At 25.6% G+C, this 20864-nt stretch carries 20 protein-coding genes; 11 read left to right on the top strand and 9 right to left on the bottom strand.

All coding sequences use genetic code 11. The annotated features are described in order from the left end of the window. The first annotated feature begins 80 nt into the window (after positions 1-80). Positions 81-905 (top strand): delta-lactam-biosynthetic de-N-acetylase, encoded by an 825-nt coding sequence (gene pdaA, locus IC174_RS05035; RefSeq protein WP_227432773.1) that lies wholly within the window; start codon positions 81-83, stop codon positions 903-905. Positions 906-998: 93 nt separating this feature from the next. On the opposite strand, the gene IC174_RS05030 is transcribed toward pdaA, so the two are convergent. Both IC174_RS05030 and IC174_RS21050 read right to left on the bottom strand, forming a co-directional pair. Beyond that, positions 999-1784, bottom strand: a complete 786-nt coding sequence (locus IC174_RS05030; protein ID WP_227482296.1) for a GNAT family N-acetyltransferase — start codon at positions 1782-1784, stop codon at positions 999-1001. A gap of 195 nt (positions 1785-1979) precedes the next feature. Beyond that, positions 1980-2114 (bottom strand): hypothetical protein, encoded by a 135-nt coding sequence (locus tag IC174_RS21050; RefSeq protein ID WP_255287760.1) that lies wholly within the window; start codon positions 2112-2114, stop codon positions 1980-1982. A 312-nt stretch (positions 2115-2426) separates the two neighbouring features. Here IC174_RS21050 and IC174_RS05025 point away from each other — a divergent pair, with 312 nt between their 5' ends. From IC174_RS05025 to IC174_RS05015, 3 genes are all read left to right on the top strand, one after another. Then, positions 2427-2705: a winged helix-turn-helix transcriptional regulator gene (locus IC174_RS05025; protein WP_413926667.1), complete on the top strand. Its 279-nt coding sequence runs from the start codon at positions 2427-2429 to the stop codon at positions 2703-2705. Between the two features lie 78 nt (positions 2706-2783). Beyond that, a complete protein-coding gene (locus IC174_RS05020) occupies positions 2784-3338 on the top strand; it encodes a cysteine hydrolase family protein (protein WP_227432771.1) in 555 nt (184 codons plus the stop codon). A 220-nt stretch (positions 3339-3558) separates the two neighbouring features. After that, positions 3559-4233, top strand: coding sequence for an MgtC/SapB family protein (locus tag IC174_RS05015; RefSeq protein WP_227432770.1), 675 nt, complete (start codon positions 3559-3561; stop codon positions 4231-4233). A gap of 43 nt (positions 4234-4276) precedes the next feature. Here IC174_RS05015 and IC174_RS05010 read toward each other — a convergent pair whose 3' ends face one another. Together IC174_RS05010 and IC174_RS05005 are read right to left on the bottom strand one after the other, a co-directional pair. Further along, the gene (locus IC174_RS05010) at positions 4277-4960 is read right to left on the bottom strand and encodes a hypothetical protein (protein ID WP_227482295.1); all 684 of its coding nucleotides are present in this window, start codon (positions 4958-4960) and stop codon (positions 4277-4279) included. A gap of 440 nt (positions 4961-5400) precedes the next feature. Beyond that, positions 5401-6210: a MerR family transcriptional regulator gene (locus tag IC174_RS05005; RefSeq protein WP_227432767.1), complete on the bottom strand. Its 810-nt coding sequence runs from the start codon at positions 6208-6210 to the stop codon at positions 5401-5403. Between the two features lie 410 nt (positions 6211-6620). Between IC174_RS05005 and IC174_RS05000 the strand changes: the two genes are divergently transcribed. Continuing rightward, entirely contained in the window at positions 6621-8855 is a 2235-nt protein-coding gene (locus IC174_RS05000; RefSeq protein WP_227482294.1) for an EAL domain-containing protein, read from the top strand. A 413-nt stretch (positions 8856-9268) separates the two neighbouring features. Beyond that, positions 9269-11002: a sensor domain-containing diguanylate cyclase gene (locus IC174_RS04995; RefSeq protein WP_227482293.1), complete on the top strand. Its 1734-nt coding sequence runs from the start codon at positions 9269-9271 to the stop codon at positions 11000-11002. A 670-nt stretch (positions 11003-11672) separates the two neighbouring features. Here the strand turns inward: IC174_RS04995 and IC174_RS04990 are convergent. After that, complete coding sequence (locus IC174_RS04990) at positions 11673-11843, bottom strand: hypothetical protein (protein ID WP_227482292.1); 171 nt, start codon at positions 11841-11843, stop codon at positions 11673-11675. A 196-nt stretch (positions 11844-12039) separates the two neighbouring features. Here IC174_RS04990 and IC174_RS04985 point away from each other — a divergent pair, with 196 nt between their 5' ends. After that, the gene (locus IC174_RS04985) at positions 12040-13026 is read left to right on the top strand and encodes a CPBP family intramembrane glutamic endopeptidase (RefSeq protein ID WP_227482291.1); all 987 of its coding nucleotides are present in this window, start codon (positions 12040-12042) and stop codon (positions 13024-13026) included. 28 nt (positions 13027-13054) lie between these two features. Next, entirely contained in the window at positions 13055-13372 is a 318-nt protein-coding gene (locus IC174_RS04980; protein WP_227482290.1) for a hypothetical protein, read from the top strand. A 701-nt stretch (positions 13373-14073) separates the two neighbouring features. Here the strand turns inward: IC174_RS04980 and IC174_RS04975 are convergent. Continuing rightward, positions 14074-14361, bottom strand: a complete 288-nt coding sequence (locus IC174_RS04975) for a hypothetical protein (RefSeq protein WP_227482289.1) — start codon at positions 14359-14361, stop codon at positions 14074-14076. 948 nt (positions 14362-15309) lie between these two features. Between IC174_RS04975 and IC174_RS04970 the strand changes: the two genes are divergently transcribed. Further along, positions 15310-16665 carry an MATE family efflux transporter gene (locus tag IC174_RS04970; RefSeq protein WP_227434323.1) on the top strand — a complete coding sequence of 452 codons (1356 nt, stop codon included), beginning with the start codon at positions 15310-15312 and terminating at the stop codon, positions 16663-16665. 111 nt (positions 16666-16776) lie between these two features. On the opposite strand, the gene IC174_RS04965 is transcribed toward IC174_RS04970, so the two are convergent. Both IC174_RS04965 and IC174_RS04960 read right to left on the bottom strand, forming a co-directional pair. Next, complete coding sequence (locus IC174_RS04965; RefSeq protein WP_227434322.1) at positions 16777-17427, bottom strand: diphthine--ammonia ligase; 651 nt, start codon at positions 17425-17427, stop codon at positions 16777-16779. Between the two features lie 90 nt (positions 17428-17517). Further along, on the bottom strand, positions 17518-17946 hold the full coding sequence (locus IC174_RS04960; protein ID WP_227434321.1) for a DMT family transporter: 429 nt from the start codon (positions 17944-17946) through the stop codon (positions 17518-17520). Between the two features lie 152 nt (positions 17947-18098). On the opposite strand from IC174_RS04960, the gene IC174_RS04955 reads away from it, so the two are divergent. Together IC174_RS04955 and IC174_RS04950 are read left to right on the top strand one after the other, a co-directional pair. Then, on the top strand, positions 18099-18647 hold the full coding sequence (locus tag IC174_RS04955; RefSeq protein ID WP_227434320.1) for a DUF308 domain-containing protein: 549 nt from the start codon (positions 18099-18101) through the stop codon (positions 18645-18647). A gap of 118 nt (positions 18648-18765) precedes the next feature. Further along, positions 18766-19707 (top strand): TIGR01212 family radical SAM protein, encoded by a 942-nt coding sequence (locus IC174_RS04950; RefSeq protein ID WP_227482288.1) that lies wholly within the window; start codon positions 18766-18768, stop codon positions 19705-19707. A gap of 153 nt (positions 19708-19860) precedes the next feature. Here the strand turns inward: IC174_RS04950 and IC174_RS04945 are convergent, their stop codons facing one another. Continuing rightward, positions 19861-20805: a DMT family transporter gene (locus IC174_RS04945; RefSeq protein WP_227434318.1), complete on the bottom strand. Its 945-nt coding sequence runs from the start codon at positions 20803-20805 to the stop codon at positions 19861-19863. Between the last annotated feature and the right edge of the window lie 59 nt (positions 20806-20864).

Below are 20864 nucleotides of genomic sequence, written 5' to 3'. Positions count from 1 at the left end.
ATATGAATATTTTTAACTATAAATATTCAAACTATATTATAAGAAAGATTTACTTGAAATTTTAAATAAGAGGTGACATTGTGAAAAAAGATAGCCTGAAAAAATACATTATGATAGGAGCATTCGCTTTAATACTTTTTGGAATTGCTAGTATGAACTTTAAATCCCTAGATAAAACAAAAACTCAAATTTCTAGTCCAACACTTGATACACATGAATATGATTGGTATTTTAATCCTAGAGAGGATGGTAAACAACCATCACCTATAAAAGAAGCCAATTTTTTTAAGAAATATGATTCATATTATGTAGGAAACCCTAATGAAAAAGTTATATACTTATCATTTGATGCTGGATATGAAAGTGGGAACACTCCAAAGTTGCTAGATACACTAAAAAAACACAATGCAAAGGCACAATTTTTCGTAGTTGAGAGTTATATAAAAAGTAATCCAGATTTAATAAAACGTATGGAAAAAGAAGGTCATTTGGTTTGTAATCACTCAAAAAGTCATCCATCAATGGCTGGAATTACAGATTTTGAAAAATTCAAAGAAGAAATTACAAGTGTAGAAAAAGCATATAAAGATGTTACTGGAAAAGAAATGCCTAAATATTTTAGACCACCAATGGGTAAATTTAGTGAACAATCTTTAAAATATACACAAGACTTGGGTTATAAATCTATATTTTGGAGTTTTGCTTATGTAGATTGGTATGAAAAGAAACAACCTACTCATGAGTTTGCTAAAAACAAAATTTACTCTAGAACACATCCTGGTGCAATAGTTTTATTACATCCAAATTCTTCAACTAATACTGAGATATTGGATGAAGTACTTACACATTGGGAAAAAGAAGGTTACAAACTTAAAACACTTGACTATTTAAGCAGTAAAAAATAACATTTTAATTAAAATAAAACTCCTCATGAATTATAGTAAAAATAAATCTATTTATAAATACTTTAATTCTTGATGGAGTTTTGTGTTTTAGAATTATTTAAAAAGCATTGTCCATTCATTTATCTCTTCATATCCTATATTTTGATATATTTTTACTGCTATTTCATTATTATAAAAAAGACATGGTATTTTCCCTTCTGACAATAGTTCTTTACTTAAATTGTACACCATATAACTAGCAAGCCCTTTTTTTCTATGCTGTTTGTCTGTACTTACAGAAACTATCATTGCCAAAAAACTAGTTTCCATACCAGTTGATACAGTACTAATCATAGAATTATTATCTTTTATGAAATATGCTCTTACGTTACCTTCTTTTAAGTACTCTTTTCTTGCTTCTATGTAATTTGGACTTACCTTATATCCTGATTCATTTAAAAGTTTTCCTATTTCATCAATGTCTTTTTCATATGCCTTTTCTATCCTATATTCATTCATAGTAGAAAAATCTAGCTCTTTTATTTTCTTTAATATACAAAATTTATTATCCAATTTTTCATAAAAATCTTTGTATATACTCACTAGTCTATCTATTACACACTTTTTTCCACTTATACTTTCTATATCTAATCCTTTTATATGGCTTTTCATTTCTTCTACATCAAAATTATTTTCTAAACTATAGATTATAAGTGTTGACTTATTTTTTAATATTATAGAAGTTATACTTCCTTCTTTTGTCTGAGACCATACTTCTTGAGAATCAGAACTAAATCCATAGTTTTCAACATATCCAATTATAAATAAGTTTAAACTTTCTTCATGTGATACATATTGCCAGAATTTTTTTTCTAAAGTATTATCTATTTTTACAATCAAGTGTACATCCTCCTTTTGTGTTAATAATGATATACCTTATAATTTATAGTATCATTTAAAGTTATTAACTTCTACTAAATATTCTAAATTTTTGTAAATAATTTAAATTTGTAAATTTATAATTTTTTCAGAAAAATCAATCAGTGATTATATTATATTTTCTACTTTACAAAATTGAACTATATTTTTAAATTTCTATGCAATATGTTGGTATTTCTGTTTATATTCTTTTAATGCCTCATCCCAGGCTTCTTCTACTGAGATACCTCTCTTGGTTGCAATCCTTTGTGCTAATTCTATTATTCTCATAGCTTTTCTTGATATATTCATATATTTTCCTCCTCTAAATTATCATAAATTATTTTAAAATTATTTAATTTGTATCAAATATATTACTTACTTATATATTACTAACTATTTGTGTACTAAGTGTGAACTATATTAGAAGAAATTTAGAACTTAATAAAACACAAATTTTATATATACTTCATATAGATTTGTCATATTATAAAAACAGTGATATAATTTATTATCATTTTATGGAGGTGATATATTATAAAAATAAGAGATGAATATACATGCCCTCTTGAAATTGTACATGATATCATTAAAGGGAAATGGAAGACTATAATTGTATTCAAGTTGAGACAATGTAATAAAACATTCTCTAACTTAGAGCATAGTATAGATGGAATAAGTCAAAAAATGTTAATCCAACAATTAAAAGAACTTAGAGAATTTGGTATTGTTGATAAAATCAGTTCAACTGGATATCCATTACATACTGAATATTTTCTTACCAATCGTGGCAAAAAAATGCTACAAGCTGTAGAGATAATGCAAGAAATAGGTATAGAATATATGCTTGAACATGGACAACAAGAATTTTTAGACAATAAAGGAATCTGTTATAATAAATAATTCTATACATACCAAAAAGTAAGTAATTTACATTTCATTTAGCAGTATTATAATTAAAATATATAAGGAGGTATAAATATGTCTATAGCTTTAATTTTAATTGATATTCAAAATGATTATTTTAAAAATGGGAAATGTGAATTATTTAATACAGAAAAAACTGCTGAAAATGCTAAAAAAATACTGACACTCTTTAGAAAAAATAACTTACCAATTATTCATATACAGCATATATCAATGAGTTCAACTTCATCATTCTTTCTCCCCGACACTTATGGTGCAAAAATAAATAAAAATGTTTTTCCACTTGAGAATGAAGAAATTATCATTAAAAATACACCAGATAGTTTTTTTAAAACACGTTTACAAAGTTGTCTTGAAGAAAAAAACATAGATAAATTAGTGATTTGTGGAATGATGAGTCATATGTGTATTGATACAAGTGTAAGAACAGCAAAGAAACTTGGATACGATATTACGCTTATAAGCGATGCTTGCACAACAAAAAATTTATTTTGGGATGACAAAGAGATTAATGCTGAAATTGTACATCAAGTATTTATGGCATCCTTACAATCTAGTTTTGCAGATATAAAAAATACAGACATTTTTTTGTCTAATTATTGTAAATAAAAATATTTACCATTATAAAGAGCAAACTTAATTAATTTAAGTTTGCTCTTTAATCATATAATCTTATATATCCCTTCTAGTATTTTTATATATATAAAATACTTTTTCTGATTTTAGATTTAGGTGCAACAATCATATAATTTTCAAATGTTACTATATCCACATAAAAAATGTAGTGTTATAGTATATATAATATTACATAAAAGGGGGTGCTAAATAGATGAATAATCATATACTTATTCAATTTGAATATATAGCAAGAATCATTATTGCTGGTTTATGTGGAGCTTTGATTGGATATGAAAGAAAGAATAGGCTAAAAGAAGCTGGAATCCGAACTCATTTTATAGTAGCACTAGGATCAGCACTTATAATCATTGTTTCTAAATATGGGTTTGATGATGTAGTAGGTACTCCAGGTATTGGTTTAGACCCTGCCCGTGTTGCAGCACAGGTTGTCAGTGGGATAGGTTTTTTAGGAGCTGGATTGATATTTATCAGAAATCAATCAGTGAGTGGACTTACTACAGCTGCTGGTATATGGGCGACAGCAGGTACAGGGCTTGCAATTGGTTGTGGATTATACTTACTTGGTATTGTTTCAAGCATTATTATCGTTATCACGCAAATACTACTTCATAGAGATAGGAAATGGATGAAACTCCCTACAGCAGAGCAGGTCTCTCTCAAAATTTCTAACAGCACTGATTCAATCTCATATATTGAAGAAAAATTTAAGCAGTCTAAAATTGAAATTATAAATATGAATATTAAACGCATTGATGGAGATTGGCTAGAAGTAATTATCTATACTAAATTACCCAAAGGATATAAAAAGACAAATCTGTTAAAGTTGTTTAGTGATAATCCTCTTATAGAATCTTTAGAGATATAATATAAAAAATAGACTAGCTAAACACTAGTCTATTTCTTTGTTACTAATAACATATTTTACAAGCTACATATCCATTTGCTTCTGCTTCTTCTCTACTCATTGAAATTGCACCTTCCATATTATGTGCAGTAGGAGAAGAATGATATTTATTTGATTTAGATTTTCCTCCATTTGCATATACAGTTTCAGATGTTTTTTGGTTGTTTGGATTTGATTCTTCAGTTTTAGGATTTTGAACTTGAACGTTTTCAGTTGACTTATCGACACTTTCTTTATCAAGTTTTTCTGCTTTTTCCTTTTCTTCTTTTTCTTTCTGAGCTAACTCTAACTCCTCTTGTTTTTTCTTTTCTTCTAACTCTTTTTTCTTTTGTTTCTCTAAGTTATCTTTTTCTTCTTTTGCTTTTAATTCTTGTTTTTCTTTTACTTCCTTGTCTTTTGTATCCTGTTCTTCTTTTCTTTTTATTTCTTGTTGCTCATTTAAGTTAGGTTCTGTTGCTACTTTGAACGTTGCTCCCCACCATACCCAATTGAACATTAAGAGTATAAACACTACAAATAGGCTTATAACAACTTTTAATGTTTTTACTATTTTATTACTATTTTTATTTACACTTTTTACTAAAAATAGAATAGACAATAATAATAATGTTAATGGTAATAATAAAATTCCTATAATAACAATTAATATCTTTTGCCAACTTTTTAATACTTTAAACTTCTCAAACATAAATTCCCCTCCAAAACATTAAGTTAACTACTTTATCATCCATGACTATCAATCTAATAAGATTTAAGTCTGATAAATATTGATGTTAATTTTTAATAATCCCTTAATTTTCATCCTATATCCCCCTGTTTATACATTATTAATTAAATTATATAGTAAACAAATAATAAATGTTGTCGAAAATCAAAATTATATATTGTTAATTGGGTATAAAGATAATTATTACTAATTTTCAATCTAAACACTATCTACTTATACTTTAACCAATATAAAACATAATTAAGACTTATTCTTATGTCACACATAGAATGGAAATGAAACAGTAAATATTTTAGAAGTTCTTAAAATACAATTTGCCACCGATTTTATAATAAAGTGGCAAATTGGTGGCAAATTTACATTTTTTTATGTTATTTATTGTCTAGTTTATTAAAATTTAGCTATTTATTTACAGGAACTTGAATTTCAGTTACAAATTCATCTACAATTCCAGTTTCATGTATATCTATTTTATATATCTCTATTGGCGCAGCATTTATTTTATAATTATTTTCTTCTATAAATCTAAATACTTTTTCCATATATATTTTATTATTAGAGTTACTTCCAGTATAATTTAATGTTACATAGTACCCCTCATCAAAAACTATATTATATATCTCCTCATTATCTTCCAAAAAACAAAATACAGACTTAAACTCATTAAAGATACCATTATTGATTGCTTCAATAGAAAAAGCAGAACCAATATTATTATTTCCAAGTATATTAAATCTGTCTTCATATTCTTTTTGAAGCTTTTGAATTAAGAAATCAAAATCCTCATCTCTTTCTATATCAGCATTTAATTCTAAGGCTTTTCTTTTTTCTATATATACAACTTCTATCTCATCTATTTTAGTATTTTGAATCACACTTTCAATTGAACTTAATCTTGTTATGATATTTTCCTTGTGACTTACAAGTTCAAGCATCTTTTTGTCAATTAAATCAAGTTCTTCATTTAATATAGTTTTTGTAGATTCTATACTTCTATCGTCTAAATATTCTTTTATCTTTTTCATTGGAAAATTCAAACTTCTAAATTCTTTTATCAAATTCAATTTCCATATATCAGATATATTATACATTCTATATCCATTGGTATCTCTAAATGGTTTTAGAATTCCTATTTCTTCATAGTACATTAAAGAATCTCTTCCTATACCATATATTTTAGATATTTCTCCTATTTTATAATAATCTTTCATTTATATATAAAGACCTCCATAATTATATTTTTTCTTAAAAATAAATAACTCGTCTATTTCCCTAATTCTATTTTAGAATATACTAAAAAATCGTCTAAAACAAGTTTTCAAAAATAAATTGTATTTTGTTAACTATCTAAATATATCTATATTTTGTTCATTATTCTATTATAATATTGATTATGATGTTTCTGACTCTACGCTTTTCAAAAGATATATTTGACTTTGTATTTACATCTATGCCATTATGTTTTTATATGATATTTTTTATTTCCAAAATATACCTTTATAAATTTAATAATATTGATATATTATTTCAGTATATTGTTCAAATATTAATTAACATTTAAATATTTTTAATATAAACACAGTTAGTATCAAAAAATCAAAGTATCTTATGGAGGAATGCTATGCCAAATTATGATTATATAAAAATGTTAAATAAAAAAGTAGAACTATTGTCTAAAGATTTAGAGAAAAGAAATTGTAAATTAAAAGTCTCAAACGAAATAGATTTTTTTACTAAAATGCCAAATAGAAAATGTATATATCAATATATTGATAATTGTATTTCAAAAAATACTTCTATTGGAATTATGTTATTAAATATTGATAATTTTAAATTATTCAATGATATATACGGATACCTAGTTGGAGAAAATTTATTAATTAATCTCATTCAAAAACTATTGTATTATGTTCCAGAATCTAAAGGAATAGTTGGCCATTTAAAAGGAGAAGGATTTTTGATTGCTATCCCAAATATATCAAAGGAAAAATTAGATGATATGGGAACATCTATTATAAAATCTGCTAGGGAATTAAAAATACAACTTCCTAATGAAAAAGAAGTCTATTCTAATGTTACATTTAGTATTGGTAGTACAGTTTGGAATGGTAAATCAGATGTAACTACTTTAATACTTTTAAATCAAGTATATAGTGCTTTAAAAAAAGCTAAAAGTGAAGGTAAAAATAGATACATTTCATTTGATTTTAATGATAATAATTTTTATAATAAATTAGAAAGTGATAAAGAATTTTTATCAGAAATATCATATGCTTTATTGGATAAACAAATTGAGGTATTTTACCAACCACTTTATAACATAAAAAGTAATACTATAGTTGGATGTGAAGCACTTGCACGCTGGAGACATCCTCTTAAAGGGCTTCTCACTCCAGATAAATTTATATCTTTATTTGAACACTCTGGACTTATAATAGAATTAGATTTATATTTATTTGAAGAAAACTGTAGAAATATAAGAAGATGGATTGATAACAATGATGTGTTTGTATCAATTTGTTGTAATTTTTCTCGTCTTCACTTTTTTAACCCTAATTTTCCAAGTACTTTAAAAAATATTACTGAGAAATACAGTATATCTACATCAAATTTTAGCATTGAAATTACAGAAAATATATTAATAGAAGATACAAATACAATTATTCAACAACTAAACGAATTACGTTCTTTTGGTTTTTCTGTATCAATAGATGATTTTGGCTCTGGATATTCATCCTTTGGTATGTTGCAAAATCTCCCTTTGGATATAATAAAAATTGATAAAATATTTTTATCCCATGACTTAAATGATTTTAAAAATACAACAATTTTGTATTCTATAATAAATATTGCAAGAGCTCTTGGTATGCTTACAGTATGTGAAGGTGTTGAAACAAAACAACAAGTAGAGTTTATCAAAAGCATAAACTGTGACATTGCTCAAGGTTTTTATTATGCAAAACCTATGGAATGTAAGCAATTTGAAAAGTTACTATCTAAAAAAAATACTTCAGATAAAATGTTTATCAAATATTCTGATATAGGAAAATCTTTAATAGAAAAAATCTTTGATGCATTTTTTATTATGCAAGATATGCAAAAACTAAGAGCAAATGTTATTGAAAATATTAAATGGTTTGATTTTTATAACAAAAAAGAACTTATATCTTTTTCTGAGGTGATAGAACACTTTGAAAAACATATCAAAGGTAAAAAATTTTCTATTCTTTATAAAAGTATAACTCCACATGATGTTGGTTCAGATTCATTACTAATTAGTGGAGAAGCTGTTTTATCTGATGAAACTACTGATTATCAAAAATATAGTAATTTCTATTTTAGTGCAAATTGTATTATTTCAGAAAATAAATTAATCTTAACAAAAATACATTTAGATTTAATTAAAACTGCTGGTTATATAAATGAATTTGAATCATATTCAATACCTAAAATGACAAACACTCATCTCGATGAAAGTAGTACTTTATCACAATTTTATTCAATGCTACCTGTAGGTATCATTCGCTATGATTTACTTGGTGATATGATTATTACATATATGAATGAGGAAATGTTTGATATTATAGGTTATACAAAAGAACAATTTTTTGGTGAAATGAGTGGCAACTTAAGAGCAATTGTTCATCCAGATGATTTAGATTTTGTTTATAAAAAAAGTTTAGAAATGATTGACACAAATAATATTAATCCTTTTTTATACAGATTTATAAAACGTAATGGTCAGATTGTTACAGTTATGTATAAACAATGTAATCTTTCTGCAATTGATGGAAGATCTATTGCACAAGGTATGTATATCGATGTTGATAAAATAAAAAATTTAATAGATATTTAATTTTAACTGTCTCAACTATAAATAAATTACAAATACTGTTATAGATTTATTAAATTAAAATTCCAATTTATGTATAATTAATAACAATCGTTCGACAAATTGATGATAAAATTCCCACTATGTGCTATAAGTTAATATATAATGCAATAAAATTAATTTAAATTTAAGGCACTAGGCTATTTAGAGTAACTATTTTTGATTTATTTGTGTTTTTATAATAAAATCATTTGATGCTATAAATCAGAGTTAACATAGATAAAATAAGTTTTTATATAAAAAACCTACTTTTACTTAAAATATTGCATAAATTTTTCTTATTTCATAGAAATGTCATAGTTCAACAAAGTTTTCTAATTTAAAAGCATTAATGTATAATATAATTAATTTATATAATATTAAGAAAGGGGAATATCATGAGCACACTCTCAAAAAAAGCACCTGAATTGGTAAGACATATTTTAATGAGTTTTTATGTAAATCGAGATATTAATGAGGTATTAAGATATCTGTCAAAAGATATTACTTGGATTGGTCCAGGGGAACAAGAGTTTCTCACTTCTTTTAATGAAATAAAAGACTATTTTTATGCTGGTCAAAATGAAGTCCCTTCTTGTGATATGAATAATGAAACATTTGAAGTTGTAAGTGAAGATAAATATAGATGTATTGTAGTAGGAAAATATACTATTCGTACTAAAGAAAATGACCAAATGATTTTAGAGGTGTGTCAGCGTTGTACATTTGAAATAATTGAAAATAATGGACAGTTATTGGTGAGACATATGCACATATCAAATCCATATAGTGAAATGCAAGTTGATGAATTCTTCCCTAATAAAATAGGAACACAAAGTTATGATTATTTGCAAAGATTACTAAAGGAAAAAACAGAAGTAATTGAAATGATTACCAATAATATCAATGGTGGATTAAAAGGAAGTAATGATGATGATACATATTCATTCTTCTATGTCAATGAAGGATTACCCAAAATATTAGGATATACATACGATGAGTTTATTGAAATGAGTGGTGGCTCTGCAGTAGGTGCTGTATACCCACCAGATTTACCTAAAGCACTAGAAGATTGCCAACGTTGTTTTGCAAAAGGCACTACCTATTCATCTGAATATAGAATACGTAAAAAAGATGGAACATTAATGTGGGTATTAGACTCTGGAATGAAATCCTTAAATAGTGATGGTATCGTAAAAATTAATAGCATTATTACAGATATCACTCAACTAAAAAATATAGAGTCTGAATTAAAGTTAGAGAGAGAACGCTATCGCATTGCTTTACAAAACATTACAGATATTATGTTTGAATATGACATTGAAAACGATAACTTTATGATATATCAACGAGTTGAAATAGACCGAAAAATTGAACTAGAAAATTTTGAAACGAAAAATTATTCTAACATATTGAAAGATGGAAAAAGCATTCATCTTGATGATATTGGTAAATTATTAGAAGTACTTCGCGGAAATCTTCGTGAAACAATTGAAATACGACAGTTAGAATCATTAACTAAAGATGAATGGAGATGGATTCGTGTTCAATGTTCAGTTATTTATGATGGTGATTATAATCCAATCAAAACAATTGGTGTTTTGAAAGATATAACTGAAGACAAATCTAAATTAGAAAAATTAATTGCTCAAACTCAACGAGATCCATTAACACAGCTTTATAATCAAAAAGCATCAGAAAATTTTATAGATGAGTATCTTAACAATACTAAACAAAAAAATAGTGAAGCTTTAATGGTCATTGACATTGATGACTTTAAAACTGTAAATGATTCTTTTGGACATTTGGAAGGAAATGAAGTTTTAGTTGCTGTTTCAAAAATATTAATGCAAAATGCAGATGATAAGGATATAGTTGCTCGTATTGGCGGAGATGAGTTTATGATATTTATGAAATCGTTGACAAAGGATTTTGTAATAAAAAGTATTAATGATATTTTAACTGATGTAAGCAAAATAAAAGTAAAAAACAATCATCAAATAACATTAAGTATTGGTATTGCTTTTGCTACAGATTCAAGTAAATCATATAAAAACTTATTTTCTAAAGCAGATGAAGCTTTGTATTTAGCAAAAGCAAGTGGTAAAAATTGTTACAGAATATGTGAATAATATATTTATTTAACATATTCCATATTAATATAAATATAATTTATAAGACATATACTTTTATAAATGCTATAATGAAGCACTGTAAACAGTAAATTCTTCCCAAGTTAAATTATTACAATCAATATAATTTTTAATAATTCAACTTCTTTACTATATGCTCCAATCCTCTAACTACTACTTATATATTAAACTTTCTGAGGTTAACATATAGACCTCTTTACTGATTTTTATACTATCTTTTAATCTTATACATATTTTATATATAACGAAATATTTTTGTATAAAAACATTTCGTTATATATAAGTTTCTAATTTTATAATCAATAGTATAAGTTAAAATATTTGTCAATTTAATAAGATGTATTTTTAATTTGTGTTATTGTTTATAAGTCATCTCGATGATATACTGAAATTATTTAAAACATCTTTCATATGCTTAAAGAATAAAAATACTATGAAAACAAAAAATTTAAAGAATATCCCCCTTTTACTGACAGTTTTTTCTTGGCATCAAAAGATGGAAATGCGATTTTTCCAAATGTCAAAAAACTTGATATTTCAGGAAGTCGCTACTTTAAATCAATTAATAAACTTAAAATACCTCTAAATCTAGAATCTTAATCAACATTTATAGTATATTCAAGTTGTAGTGCTAAGTTTACCCATTTACTCAAGTATCTAAATCTATTGTTAACTCTTTTTCATACTTTTTATAATTTTTTAATTTTTCTACTTCCACTTCAAGTAAATTGGATAAAATATTTTCATTTATGCTATCTTCATTGATTAATTTATTAAGTAAATGTTCTATATAATTACTATCTATCTTTTTTATTTCCATAAAAATTAGCCCTTCTAAATAAAATTTTATTAATTTATTTTTATTATATTATATTTGAAATTAAATCAATTTGTATTTGTAATTTTTTAGACACTCTTTATACTTATACTACTGCTATACTTTGATTAGGAAAATTAAATCTAATATAATTTTGTGATTATTTAAAAAAAGTCATATCTTAAAGGAGGTTTTTCTATTGAAGTTAAAAGAAAAATGGATTGATTTATTAAACCCAAAATATATTGAAAACGAGGAAAAAAGAAATAAAATACAGATTATAATATTTTTTTCTATAACTTTTGGTTTAACTTATTTATTAGGTTTTCTATTATATTTCAATAAGTTTATTGACCCAGAAAATTTTGGATTATTTATGATGATATTGCCCTTATCCTCAGTTGCAATCGCAAAATTTTATACAGAAGGAATGACTAATGATAAATATAAATTTTATTCATTAATAATATTATTTTTTCTAATTTACTTATTTTTACTTATTATTGAATTATTAAACTTAATAAATAATCAGCAATTTCAATCATTAAATACTATATTGGTTATTATAAGTAGTTTATCTATTATTCTTTATTCTGACAGTATAAAAGATTTGTCTCCCATAAAAAATATTAAAGTAGGTTGTTTATTAATTTTTTATTTCATGTTTTCCAAAATTATTCCAGAATCACTTAGCCTAATAATACAAGGAAATCAACCTAACTATGAAGGTATTTTTAATTATATATTCTCTTCTATGATGTTATTCTTATATATATACCCTTTTTTTGGTGAAGAATATGGTTGGAGAGGATTTTTGCAAGATATATTTTTTGATAGATTTGGTAAAAAAATTGGTATTCTAGCACTAAGTATGTGTTGGAGTTTGTGGCATTTACCTCTAATATTTACATTATATACACCCGAAACACCAGTATTAGGCTTAATAACTCGCTCAATATATATATTTGGAATTTCAATATTTTTAGGATATGTATACATGAAGACTAAAAATGTATGGTTTTGTGCTATAATCCACGCTTTAAATAATACATCTTTTCTTATATCAGGTTCTAGTATTACCTATTGTTCAACTATTACTTATTCTGATATATTAGAAATATCCATACTTATTTTAATTTTTTATGTTCCATTTCTATTTACAAAAGAATATAAGCAAAACATATAAAAATTATTATGTAAAGGAGATATACTATATGAACTTTTGGAATACCTATCTTATATTTATTGGAATAGGAATTATAATATTAACTACAATAATATACTTAATTAAATATAAAATTATTTTTTGTAGTGAAAAATATTTTAATAAATTAGAATCAATGTATGGAAATATAGATAAAAAAAGAATTGTTAAGTTGGAAGTACTTTATCGTTATGTAATAGGACTTGAGTACATAGTTATAGGTTTATTCATAAGAAAATTAGATGTTGCAATAATAGCATTAATATTAGTATCTATTATAACAATAGTATCCTATTATCTAGTCAGAAAGAAATATATAACTGTATAAATTATTTATAATAAAATGCTAATATAAGTGATAATCAAAAGAAGGTGATATGATTACTCTATCACCTTTTGCTTAGTCTAATATTGTATGATTTCATCCTGTTTTTGTTAACTAACTCTATTTTTATATAAAATCGTTCAACAAATTGCTGATATAAACTCTTAAATATGCTATAAATTAAAGTATATTATTTACAGAATGTAGATGGACTAAGGAAGGATTTTTAATATGCCTAAATCTAATAATGAGATATATAATATGGATGAATTGAAAAAATTCATAAAGAGGAAATAATTGATATAGAAAATATTATGATTATAGTTTTAAATTTTATAATAATATGAAAGAAATGAACTCTATTGAAAATATAAGAAAAGGCTAGAATTAAGTCATCCTTGAAATCTAAAAATAACCCTGTAACCTCATTTTATATTACTTTGTATGTAGCATTTTTAACAACCTTCTTTGTAATTATAATTAGTAAATTAAAAATATACTTTATTATCATTGAAAGTTTTATCTTGATTTTCTTTATTCTTATTCTAGGTAAAGCAAATAAAAAATCAATAGAGTTTAAAGAATACCAGATATATTGCATGACTTCATTACAAATGTTGGATGACATGGAAAATAAAAAATTTATAGAAAGAAAATATATAAAAAGAAGGTAACAAATAACTCTAGTTGCTACCTTCTAACCATCAATTCTTAAGTTTTGATATACTAAAATTTTCAACTTGAGACTTAAATAACTGCTCAATCTCGTCAATTATACTTTGTATCTTATTTTCATGTTCTAAATCATAATATATATTTATCTCACCGATGCTATTTATACTTATAGAATATTCTTTTCTTTCTATTATACATATGCTTCCACAATCTGATAAATCATTCTTGTATATTGATTTTAATTGTCTTTTTATCTTGAGAAAGTCTATCGCTGGATAAATATTATTTGGATAAAAACTCTTATCATTTATTAACATCTTATCCACCCCTTATCATTCTATTTATTAAATTTATACCTTAATCAAAATCATATTAAACATATTTTCCATATTTTTCATAATTATTTATAATAAAATATTAAATCTATAATTTAGCTTTTACAAACTCTCTAGCCTTATCCATTGTAGACCACACATCATTGTCATATATCTGAGTGAATTTTTTTCCTATAATCTTACTCATTTCTTTTATTTTATTGCAAGTTACTCCACCAATTACATACAGATTTTGTGTTTAATGTGGCTTATAGGCTTCTATATCTGTAACTAGATAACTTTCTTTTACTCTCTTGTAATATAGTCCTAAAATGTCTGCTGATACTTTATCATCACCACTATAAACAATTGTTTATACATTTGCTTCACATCATTATTTACAATACTCTTATTTAATATACCTTCTACAATTAACTTGGCCATACTTTCATATCCAAGTTTTTTAGTTCTCTAATAATCTTCTTTATTGTCACAGAAAAAACTTTCAATTAACATTGCTGTAGGCTTTGAATCATTTAAAATATATCCGATAATATTGGTGCAACTCCAAGCAAAATAAATAATTCAAATTCTAAGTTTTATACAAAACAAGAAGCACAATTGTTATTAGAAAAATAGAAAAATATCCTTATAGGTATACCAATTTTTCTGATGCTAACTCTTGGATTGCATTTTGGTAAAGCTGTATCACTTAGATGGTCAGTTAAAATACTTTTTTTCTATTTGTCAGTTAAATGTCAGTAATATAGATAATACAATTTACTTATAAAACATTTAAAATCACTATTGTTTAATAAAATTTATAATTATTTACTATTTGCTGTTGACATTGGTACTATACTATAGTTTATCATCTATATTAGTAATAAATAAAATTATTAATTAATAGTTTCATAATTTTTATAATAGCTTTACAAGGAGTGATAATAAATGGATACAAAAATATCTATAGACGAAAACATAAGTTTGGGCAAAAGGTTTTTTAAATACTTAGCTCCATCTGTAGTTGCAATGTGGGTTTTCTCATTATATACAATGGTTGATGGAATATTTGTAAGTAAAGGAGTTGGAGAATTAGCCTTAGCTGCTGTTAATATATCTATGCCTTTTATTAATTTTATATTTGCGGTTTCTTTGTTATTTTCAACTGGTGCATCTACTATAATCGCAATTTATCTAGGAAAAAAAGATATCAAATCTGCAAATGAAGTTTTTTCATTTAATTTAGTATCAATAATTATACTATCATTAATTATATTGGCAGTAACCTTTTTTAACTTAGATAGATTGGCATTATTTTTAGGTGCCACAGAATCTACAATTGGTATGGTTAAAGACTACCTAGGAATAATAATATTTTTTAATGGTTTCTTTATAGTTTCCTATTCTTTAGAAGTTATAATAAAAACTGATGGATTCCCAATATTGGCTACTGTTGGTGTTATAATATCAGCCCTTACAAACATCATACTAGATTATTTATTTGTAATAGAGTTTGGATGGGGTGTAAAGGGTGCTGGTATTGCGACTGGTTTGTCTCAAGTTTTTTCTACTGTTTTTTTCTTAATACACTTTTTTAGAAAAAACTCAACTTTGAATTTTTCTAAATTTAAGGTTAATTTTAAGACACTTAGAAAAATTCTCTTTATAGGTTTCCCTGATTCAACTACTGAATTAAGCTGCGGTATAGTTGTTTTACTTTTTAACTTGAGTCTTACTAAATATATAGGAGAAAATGCGCTTATTTATTATAGTGTTATAAACTATATAAACACATTGGTTCTTATGACTATGATGGGTATCACTCAGGGTATGCAACCACTTACTAGTTTTTATTATGGTGCAGGAAACATAGATAATGTAAAGAAATTATTGAAGATGGGTGTAAAAGCTACAATAATAGCTTCAATAGCTGTATTTGCAATCTGTATGACTTTTTCAGAACCAATAGTTTCTCTGTTTATTCACCCAGAAGAGACTATATTATTCAATGAAGGAGTTCGTGTATTTAAAATATTCTCTATATCATTCTTATTAGTTGGATTTAATGTAATAATTTCAGGATTCTTTGTTTCAGTAGAAAAACCATCAATTTCTACAGTTATATCTCTTGGTAGAGGTCTTATAATCGTCTCTCTAAGTTTAATTGTAATGATACTAATGTTTGGTGGTCAAGGAATATGGATGACTACTATTGTTTCTGAATTTATATGCCTTATTGCATCAATAATTTTCTTAAAGAAGAATTTTTCTACATTAGATTCTAGTCTAAAAAAAATAGCTTAAACAAAAGTAGCAATAATAATATATAAAATACAGAATACCTATTATACAATCTTGCAAACATCAATACTTTGCATACATTAAGATTGTATAATAGGTATTTTATTTATGTACTTATTTTATTTCTAAATAACCATAACCATCTTTTATTACATTTCCTTTTACTTCATATTCTACAGGAGTTCTAAATACTGGCCCATCTACTACAAATGTATGATATTCTCCATGCTCTCCACATGGGTCTGAGCCTGTTTCTTTTATCTTTTTCACAAGTTCTCTGGTTAATTTTTTTCCTAGAAATTCCTCTCCTAAATGCTTTAAGTTTACTTTTGTTATGACACTACAAAATCCACTATCTATAAATTCATATACCAATTCCTCTCTACTTTCTTGCCACAATGGTAGTTCTACCTTCATACCAACTGCATCACATCTGTCAGAGTCCCACTTTTTGTGACTTTCTATATCTATATCTCCATATGCACATATTGTTGCTCCCATGTTTTTAGCTTTTATTAAAGCTCTCTCAAAACTCTCTTCATACCCTTCTACTCCACATTCAGCAACTAACAAAGGTAGTCCAATACTATCACTTACTTGTTTAAGCATCTTATGCTCTAAGTTATGAGTCCATGATTTTCCATGTTCTTCACTTATAGTTGTCAAGAGTGCCACAGGCTTATATCCTTTTTCCAACATTCTATTTAATGCTAATATACTATCTTTACCACCACTAAATGACATTACAAATTTTTCATCAGCCATTCCTAACACCTCTTTCTTTTAACTTTACTTACTATCCTAATTATACCAAATTTTTAAGTTATATAGCAAATTATATAGTATTTTAAATCATTAGTTTACTATAAAGAATGTACCTAAAATTAAAAGTATAACCCCTATGTATTTGTATAAATGCATTGTTTCTTGTCCCAAAATCACACTATCAATAAAAAAACCGATTAGAACTTGAGATACAAGTGTTAATATAAGTGTATTTGATACCCCTAAGTTTGGAATTGCTTTTACTGTAAAATATATTATTAGCCCTCCAAATACTCCTCCTAGCAATAACTTATAATTAAAACCATTTAAAGATACTAAACATTTTAAATCTCCAGCAACTATTATACTTGCAAGAAAAAATATTGCTCCTACAGTCAAACTTATAAAGGTGGCAACCAATGCTGTTGTACTCTTACCTAATTCTCCATTTATAAAAGCTTCAAGAGCAGTAGACCCACCCGCCAATAATGCAAATATTATTGCCCATAATTTTGTCATGGACAAACCTCCTCCTATATAATTCTATTAATAAGAGTTTATGATACAACCTATTAATTAATTACTAACTAGAGTTTTATTTTTATACTATGTGGCTTTATTTGAGTATAAATTTCTGTTATAATTGTTCTATTGATTTTGGAGGTGATTTTATGTATACAAATTTTAATATCAATTTTGATAACTTTAATAAAAAGGAAAATGCTACTAAATTTATGATAATGGGAGTGTTACTTGTTATATTAGGATTCTTGTGCCTTACGTTTAAGACTCTAGGTATAAAATTAATTTCTTGGACTTTTGGAGTTGCACTTTTATTCTTTGCATATTTAAATCTTAAAAACATTAATGAGTTAAAAAGATATGCTACTAAAGAAGAAATTAAACCATCTACCAATGTTCAATGGATTCTAATAATTACATGTATACTACTTTTTATATTTCCTCAAAAAATACAGAGTATTTTCTCATTACTTTTGGGCTTTTATTTAATTTTTAATCAACTCGTAGTGTTTGTAAATAGTAAAAATAATCCATATTCTAAGTTTACAACTTGGAATATAGTTAAAACTTTATTTGGTATATGCCTTATATTGTCACCACTATTTTTATCTAGATTTATAGTCTCAATAATGTCATTTTTTATAATATTATTTGGACTTGCTCTATTTTTTTCTGGAAACAAATCTAGAAAGTATTAATTATTTTGTTGCTTTATTCTTCATTACTTAAAATAGAATTTGTTTAAGTCACCTATTTGTGGTAATATGTTTTTTGTACAAATTTAATGTACAATTTTATTAGAAATAGGTGATTACTTTGGATAAATTTAAATATGCTTTTGATAATAAAAGATATCATACTTGGAATTACTACCTTAGAAATACATTTGGAGAAAAAGTCTTTAAAGTATCAATAAATGCAGGATTTACTTGCCCAAATATTGACGGAAGTATTGGCTATGGTGGTTGTACTTATTGCAGTAAAGAAGGTTCAGGCGACTTTGCTGGAAATCCTAAGGATAATCTTATTAATCAATTTTATAATATAAGAGAAATGATGTTAAAAAAATGGCCTCATGCTAAATATATTGGCTACTTTCAAGCTTATACAAATACTTATGCACCTCTTGAGGTTTTAAAAGATAAATATGAAACTATACTATCTCTTGATGATGTTATAGGCCTTTCAATCTCAACAAGACCTGACTGTTTACCAGATGATGTAGTTGATTATCTATCTGAACTTAATAAAAGAACTAATCTATGGGTTGAACTTGGACTTCAGACAATTCATGATTCTACATCTAAAATTATAAATAGAGGACATGATTATAAAACATTTGTTGAAGGTGTTGAAAAATTAAAGGCTAAAAATATAAAAGTAGTTGTACACATTATAAATGGTCTACCTGGTGAAGATTATAATATGATGATGGAAACTGCTAAGGCAGTCGGCAAAATGAATGTGGATGGTATAAAAATACATCTATTACATGTTATAAAAGATACTCCTATGGAGAAAATGCTTCAAAATGGGATGTTAACTCTTATGAGCCAAGATGAATACATTAATCTTGTTTGTGACCAACTAGAAATATTACCTGAAACTATGATAATTCATAGACTTACTGGTGATGGTAAAAGAGATGAACTGGTTGGACCTTTATGGAGTTTAAAAAAATGGGAGATTTTAAATCAAATTGATGATACATTAAAATCTCGAAACTCCTATCAGGGGTGTAAATTTATTCAAGGTTAAATAAATGATTAAAGATAACATAATAGCTATAGATAGCTTTATATAAACATAAATCTATCTATAGTTATTTTATTGTTTCCAAAGCAAATTTCATATTAAAAATTACAATGAAAAATACCCCTATATAAATATATAAGGACAAAATACATACTCTTAAATACTTTCTGTTTTCTCAGTTTGTTTTAATTTATTAGACTTATAGAACATTTTTATTCCATCATAAGAAAGATTAAGTGCTATTACAGCTGATATCAACATTAACATCACTCCAAACAGCTTTCCTATAGAAAAACTTTCTCCTAGCATAGTGCATCCAATTATAACAGAGCCAACTAATTCTACTGATGCTACAACACCTGCAACAGATAACTCTACACCTTTAGATATACCTGCTGCATAAAAAATATATGCAAGTGCCGCTGGAACAACCCCCAACATCAACATACAAGATAAAATATTTAAATCTTTAGCATAGGTTAATATTTCCCATGGTCTAGCAGAAGGAATCATAAATATCGCTCCAAATAAAAAGCTGTAAACTAATATTGTTGAACTTGAAAATTCTTTTAAGGCATTCTTACTAATAGTTGGCATAAGTGCATACGCTATTGCAGATAATATTCCAAGCAATAATCCCATAGTACTTAAGTTTTGAAAATTTAAACTTCCACCAGTTACTGCCATAATAGCTCCAATAAAGCAAAAAATCAGCGAAAATATTTTACTTCTAGTAATACTCTCTTTATAAAAAAATTTTGAAAATACAGCTAAAAACAATGGCGATGTATACAATAAAACTGCTGCTACAGATACACCTACAGTATCAATAGCTTTAAAGTAACATAAATTAAACATAGCTTGACATATAATTCCTATTATTACTGAATAAATAATTCCTCTTTTGTTTATTTTCAAAATATGTGGTGTTCTTATAGCTGAATAAACACCTAAAACTATAAATCCAAAAAATAATCTTGTAAATGCTACTTGTTCTGATGTCAATCCACTTCCCATCAGAAACTTTCCAAACAACCCAAGTGTAGCCCATAAGATTCCTGCTGTTGCTATAAATACATACCCTTTACTTTTTTCTCCCATCTTAAATACCCCTCTACTATTATTTAGTCAATACACATCATTTTTATCAAGCAAAAACC

This window comes from Clostridioides sp. ES-S-0001-03 (genome assembly GCF_020676075.1).
Lineage (GTDB): Bacteria > Bacillota > Clostridia > Peptostreptococcales > Peptostreptococcaceae > Clostridioides.
This window is presented reverse-complemented; position numbering and strand designations above follow the sequence as displayed.

Bases quoted from the DNA above. Each gene is read 5' to 3' on its own strand.
- IC174_RS04945 (WP_227434318.1), bottom strand. From the start codon at position 20,805: ATGGGAGAAAAAAGTAAAGGGTATGTATTTATAGCAACAGCAGGAATC.
- IC174_RS05020 (WP_227432771.1), top strand. From the start codon at position 2,784: ATGTCTATAGCTTTAATTTTAATTGATATTCAAAATGATTATTTTAAA.
- IC174_RS04980 (WP_227482290.1), top strand. From the start codon at position 13,055: ATGAACTTTTGGAATACCTATCTTATATTTATTGGAATAGGAATTATA.
- IC174_RS04965 (WP_227434322.1), bottom strand. From the start codon at position 17,427: ATGGCTGATGAAAAATTTGTAATGTCATTTAGTGGTGGTAAAGATAGT.
- IC174_RS05000 (WP_227482294.1), top strand. From the start codon at position 6,621: ATGCCAAATTATGATTATATAAAAATGTTAAATAAAAAAGTAGAACTA.
- IC174_RS04960 (WP_227434321.1), bottom strand. From the start codon at position 17,946: ATGACAAAATTATGGGCAATAATATTTGCATTATTGGCGGGTGGGTCT.
- IC174_RS05015 (WP_227432770.1), top strand. From the start codon at position 3,559: ATGAATAATCATATACTTATTCAATTTGAATATATAGCAAGAATCATT.
- IC174_RS04955 (WP_227434320.1), top strand. From the start codon at position 18,099: ATGTATACAAATTTTAATATCAATTTTGATAACTTTAATAAAAAGGAA.
- IC174_RS04990 (WP_227482292.1), bottom strand. From the start codon at position 11,843: ATGGAAATAAAAAAGATAGATAGTAATTATATAGAACATTTACTTAAT.
- IC174_RS05005 (WP_227432767.1), bottom strand. From the start codon at position 6,210: ATGAAAGATTATTATAAAATAGGAGAAATATCTAAAATATATGGTATA.
- IC174_RS21050 (WP_255287760.1), bottom strand. From the start codon at position 2,114: ATGAATATATCAAGAAAAGCTATGAGAATAATAGAATTAGCACAAAGG.
- IC174_RS04970 (WP_227434323.1), top strand. From the start codon at position 15,310: ATGGATACAAAAATATCTATAGACGAAAACATAAGTTTGGGCAAAAGG.
- IC174_RS04975 (WP_227482289.1), bottom strand. From the start codon at position 14,361: ATGTTAATAAATGATAAGAGTTTTTATCCAAATAATATTTATCCAGCG.
- IC174_RS05010 (WP_227482295.1), bottom strand. From the start codon at position 4,960: ATGTTTGAGAAGTTTAAAGTATTAAAAAGTTGGCAAAAGATATTAATT.
- IC174_RS04995 (WP_227482293.1), top strand. From the start codon at position 9,269: ATGAGCACACTCTCAAAAAAAGCACCTGAATTGGTAAGACATATTTTA.